General features: G+C 72.9%; 5 protein-coding genes and 1 pseudogene. 4 read left to right on the forward strand and 2 right to left on the reverse strand.

Features of this window, described 5'->3' with window-relative positions; genetic code table 11:
* Window positions 1-453 (forward strand): annotated as a pseudogene (locus tag VGO20_RS16895) (glutathione-disulfide reductase); the annotation flags it as partial.
* A gap of 8 nt (window positions 454-461) precedes the next feature.
* Here VGO20_RS16895 and VGO20_RS16900 read toward each other — a convergent pair.
* Window positions 462-1,028, reverse strand: coding sequence for a TetR/AcrR family transcriptional regulator (locus VGO20_RS16900; RefSeq protein ID WP_327503544.1), 567 nt, complete (start codon window positions 1,026-1,028; stop codon window positions 462-464).
* A gap of 95 nt (window positions 1,029-1,123) precedes the next feature.
* Here VGO20_RS16900 and VGO20_RS16905 point away from each other — a divergent pair, with 95 nt between their 5' ends.
* Complete coding sequence (locus VGO20_RS16905) at window positions 1,124-2,206, forward strand: enolase C-terminal domain-like protein (protein WP_327503545.1); 1,083 nt, start codon at window positions 1,124-1,126, stop codon at window positions 2,204-2,206.
* Window positions 2,207-2,263: 57 nt separating this feature from the next.
* On the opposite strand, the gene VGO20_RS16910 is transcribed toward VGO20_RS16905, so the two are convergent.
* Window positions 2,264-3,145, reverse strand: coding sequence for a LysR family transcriptional regulator (locus tag VGO20_RS16910; protein ID WP_327503546.1), 882 nt, complete (start codon window positions 3,143-3,145; stop codon window positions 2,264-2,266).
* Window positions 3,146-3,276: 131 nt separating this feature from the next.
* On the opposite strand from VGO20_RS16910, the gene VGO20_RS16915 reads away from it, so the two are divergent.
* Window positions 3,277-3,735, forward strand: a complete 459-nt coding sequence (locus VGO20_RS16915) for a TerB family tellurite resistance protein (protein ID WP_327503547.1) — start codon at window positions 3,277-3,279, stop codon at window positions 3,733-3,735.
* Window positions 3,736-4,053 carry an ATPase inhibitor subunit zeta gene (locus tag VGO20_RS16920; RefSeq protein ID WP_327503548.1) on the forward strand — a complete coding sequence of 106 codons (318 nt, stop codon included), beginning with the start codon at window positions 3,736-3,738 and terminating at the stop codon, window positions 4,051-4,053. It begins immediately after the preceding gene.
* Window positions 4,054-4,057: the final 4 nt, after the last annotated feature.

Below are 4,057 nucleotides of genomic sequence, written 5' to 3' on the forward strand. Positions count from 1 at the left end.
CTGACGCCGGTCGCGATCGCCGAGGGCCGCGCCTTCGCCGACAGCGTCTTCGGCGGCACTCCGGTCACGATCGGCTACGACAACATCCCCTCCGCCATTTTCAGCAACCCGCCGGTCGGGACGGTCGGGCTGACCGAGGAGGTGGCGCGGCGCGACTTCGGCGCGGTCGACGTCTACCGCTCGGCGTTCCGCCCGTCCAAGAACACCCTGTCCGGGCGCGACGAGCAGAGCCTGATGAAGCTCGTCGTCGACCGCCGGAGCCAGAGGGTGCTGGGCTGCCACATGGTGGGCCCGGACGCGCCGGAGATCGTGCAGGGCTTCGCGGTCGCGCTCAACTGCGGGGCGACCAAGCAGCAGTTCGACCGCACGATCGCGCTGCATCCCTCGGCGGCGGAGGAGTTCGTGCTGATGCGCGAGAAGCTGCCCGACCCCGAGGCAGAGGCGGCGGAGTAGGGGACGCCTCACCCCGCCAGCAGGCGGCGGGCGGCGCCGGCGGCCGTCTCGGCGTAGCTGCGGTCGCCGTGGACCAGGACCAGCAGCAGGCAGCCTTCCAGCAGCAGCATCAGCTCGCGCGCGAGTGCCTGCTCGCCGGCGACGCCGCGCCGGGCGAGCTCGGCCGCGAGGCGGGCCTCGACGGCGGCCTTGTGCCGCCGGGCGATCGCGCGGGCGGGGTGGCCGGGCAGGTCGGCCAGCTCCATCACCAGGCGCGTGAAGCCGGCGCCCCGCCAGTCCGGGCGGGCGGCCCAGCGCGCCAGCTCCGCGAACAGCGCGTCGACCATCGCGGGCGCGTCGCCGTCCAGGCGCTCGGCCCAGTGGGCGATGCGCTCCAGCGCGAGTTCGTGGTGCCGCTCGACGGCGGCGGCCAGCAGGTCGTCCTTGCTGCGGAAGTGATAGTACAGCGTGCGCTTGGTGACGCCGGCCGCCTCGGCGACCGCGTCGACGCCCACGCGGGCGTATCCCCGGCCGTAGAACAGCTCGTAGGCGGTCTCGACGATGTGCCGGCGCGTCGCCTCGCCGCTCGTCCCCATGCGCGCCTCCGTCAGGTATACCGAGGAGTGAGTGTACACGGCATGCGCGCTGCCGCACCGTCGTCCGGAGATCACGGCGGACAGGAGACAGGACGATGGGCGAGAGCGCACTCACGATCCGGAGCATCGCGGCGCGCATGGTGAACGCGCCGCTGGCGCGGCCGATCCGCACCGCGATGGGGACGATCCCGTCGGCCCCGCTGGTGCTGATCGACCTGGAGACGCATCAGGGTGTCGCCGGCCGCGCCTACCTGTTCGCCTATATGCTGCCGGCCCTCGCCCCGCTCGCCCGCCTCGTCGAGGAGGTCGGGCGCGAGATGGAGGGGCGGACCGTCGCCCCGCTGGAACGCTGGCGCGACCTCGACCGCCGGTTCCGGCTCCTGGGCTGGCAGGGGCTGGCCGGCATGGCGGTGGCCGGCATCGACATGGCGCTATGGGACGCGCTCGGCCGCGCGGCCGGCTGGCCGGTCGCCCGCCTGCTCGGCGCCGAGCCGAAGCCGCTGCCGGCCTACGACAGCTACGGCGCCGTCGATCCCAAGGCCGATGCCGGCGCGCTGCGCGCCTCGGTCGAGGCGGGCTTCCGCGCGATCAAGATCAAGCTCGGCGACGGCGACTTCGCCCGCGACCTCGCGACCGCGGCGGCCGTGCGCGACCTGATCGGTCCCGACGTCGCCCTGATGGTCGACTACAACCAGTCGCTCGATCCGCCGGAGGCGTGCCGCCGGCTGGCGCGGCTCGCGGAATACGACATCCACTGGGTCGAGGAGCCGGTCGCGGCCGAGGACCTGCGCGGCCATGCCAGGGTCCGCGCGGCCTCGCCGGTGCGCATCCAGACCGGCGAGAACTGGTGGTTCCCCCGCGACATGGCCGACGCGATAGCCGCGGGGGCGAGCGACTTCGCGATGGTCGACGTCATGAAGATCGGCGGGATCACCGGCTGGCTGCGCGCCGCCGCCCTGGCCGAGGCGGCGTCGCTGCCGCTCTCCAGCCACATCTTCGTGGAGGCGAGCGCGCATCTGCTGCCGGCCACCCCGACCGCCCATTGGCTGGAGCATCTCGACACCGCCGGCGCGATCCTGGCCGAGCCCGTCGTCCCGCGCGACGGCATGGTGACCGCGCGCGGCCCCGGGCTGGGGATGGATTGGGACGAGGAGGCGGTGAAGAGATACGCGGTGTGACCCGGCTCCCGATGAAGGAGCACGCCGGCCGATTCCGGATTGGCCAACGCGAGACGGTCAGGGCGGGGCGGTCGCGGCTTCGACGAAGGCGCGGGCGACGGTCGACAGGCGGCGGCCGGCGGGGTGGACGAGGTACCAGCGGTGGCGCATCGGGAAGCCCTCGACGTCCAGGTGGACGAGCCGCTCGTCGCGGTCGTGCTCCAGCGACACCTGCGGCAGGATGGACAGGCCCAGGCCGCCGATCACCGCCTGCTTGATCGCCTCGTTGCTGCCGATCTGCATGCGCACGCGCGGATGCAGGCCGGCCTCGGCGAACCGCTGGTCGACCGCCGAGCGCGTGCCCGAGCCCGGCTCGCGCAGGACCAGCGGCTCGCGGGCGACCTCGGCCAGGGGGATCGCCCGGCGCCCGGCGAGCGGGTGGCCGGACGCAGCGACGACGACCAGCGCGTCGTCGAGGACGGGCACGGCTTCGACCTCCGGCTCGTCGGGCAGGCGGCTGAAGACGTAGAGGTCGTCCAGCCCCTCGCGCAGCCGCGCCAGGATCGCGGGCCGGCCGCCGATCTCCAGCGCCGCGTCGATCGAAGGATGCAGGTGGCAGAACTCCCCCAGCAGGCGCGGAACGAAGTACTTCGCGGTCGTCGCGGCGGCGATCCGCAGCGTGCCGCGCTGTAGCCCGCGCCGCTCCGACAGCGCCATCTCCAACCGCGCCACCGCGCCGAACACCTCGCGGCACATCACCAGCAGGTCCCGCCCCTCGTCGGTCAGGCGGAGCGTGCGGCCGACATGGTCGAACAGCGGCGCGCCAACCCCTTCCGACAGTTTCCTGACCTGCATCGACAGCGTCGGCTGGGTAAGGCCCAGCTCCTCGGCGGCCTTCACCATGCTGCCGAGCCGGGCCGTCGCCTCGAACGCCTCCAACTGGCGGAACGTCCAATGCACCTCACCCTCCCTCCGGCTTCCGATTCTTCAGTGTACGTCTATTGTTTTCCAGAAAACCATCGACATATGCCTATGGAAGCGCAGCGATGCGCCGCCGACGATACAGACCGACGAACGAGGAGACCCGTTCCATGCCCAAGCCGTCGCCTCCGTGGATGCCCGCCCGCGCCGACCTTGCGGCCGCCTTCGCCATCCAGCGCAAGGAAACCCTGATGGAGACGGTGGTCGCGGCCTGCGCCGCCGTCGCCTATGCCGACGGCTGGGTGACGCCGGAAGAGCGCCGCCGCCTCCTGGCGGCCATCCGCGCCTCGGACGTGCTCGCGGTGTTCCCGCCCGAGGACGTGGTGCAGCATTTCGACGAGGTGATCGCCCGCTTCGAGCAGGACGACGCCGCCGCCGAGAGCCTGGTGATGGAGCGGATTGCCGGGCTGAAGGCCCTGCGCAAGGAGGCGCGGCACCTGGTCGCCGCGTGCTACGCCGTGGCCGCCGCGGACCTGCAGATCGACGGCGAGGAGCGCGCTCTGGTGATGCGCGTGTGCGAACTGGTCGGCATCGACCCGGCCGAGCTCGACCTGGTGACGGAGGCCTGAATGCATCGGACGATCGGGAAGGAGGGCGACATGCGGCACTGCCTGTACGAGGCGACGGAATACAACGTGGTGGCCCGGCGCAACCTGCTGCTGGGACTGTCCGTCGGCCGCGCCCTCGGCCTCGACCCGGCCGACCTGGACGGCTTCGCCGCCGAGGTGATCGCCGCCGACCACGAGCAGCCCGGCCACGACGACGTGCTCGCCCACATCGCGGGGTGGATGGAGCGGCGCGGCCGGCCCGCCGCCGGCCGGGACCTGACCGCGCTGCTGGTCGAGGCCCAGCGCACCGCACGCCTCCATTTCGCCGCCACCGACTGACGCG

Source organism: Arenibaculum sp. (assembly GCF_035998295.1).
In the GTDB taxonomy this organism is placed as follows: Bacteria; Pseudomonadota; Alphaproteobacteria; order Azospirillales; family Azospirillaceae; genus DASYHS01.